Source organism: Pseudomonas sp. I2, from assembly GCF_040984075.1.
GTDB classification, from domain to species: domain Bacteria; phylum Pseudomonadota; class Gammaproteobacteria; order Pseudomonadales; family Pseudomonadaceae; genus Aquipseudomonas; species Aquipseudomonas guariconensis_B.
On the sequence record NZ_JBCGFQ010000240.1, the window covers coordinates 1 to 381 of the forward strand.

1 pseudogene is annotated in these 381 nt (G+C 70.1%); it reads right to left on the minus strand.

The annotated features are described in order from the left end of the window. A pseudogene (locus tag WCE05_RS26435) lies at positions 1–242 on the minus strand (IS91 family transposase); the annotation flags it as partial. Positions 243–381: the final 139 nt, after the last annotated feature.

Below are 381 nucleotides of genomic sequence, written 5' to 3' on the forward strand. Positions count from 1 at the left end.
CGCAGGAAGCCGTGCTCGAGCACGCCGCAACGCAGGTAGGCATCGAACGCCTCGCGGACATACCCGGGCAGCGAGCGGCCCTCCGCTTCGATCCGTGCAATGAAGTCCGGGTAGTGCGCCTCTACCAACGCGTACAGCAGCGTGCGCTCGGGCGCGTGGCGCGCGTACCGCGAACCGGTGTGGGCGGACGGCAGTGGCGCGCATCCCGCGGCTTGCCGCCGGGATGTGGCGAGGCGCGGCACGCAGCGCTCCGGTGCGGGGACGGCTGCTCAGTGTTGCGCCTGTGTTCGCACGTTCGTATCGGTGCGTTCTGATCTTCGCGTCAGACATTGCCGCGGCGCGGGCACAACAAAAAGCCCGGCATCGCTGCCGGGCTCCGGC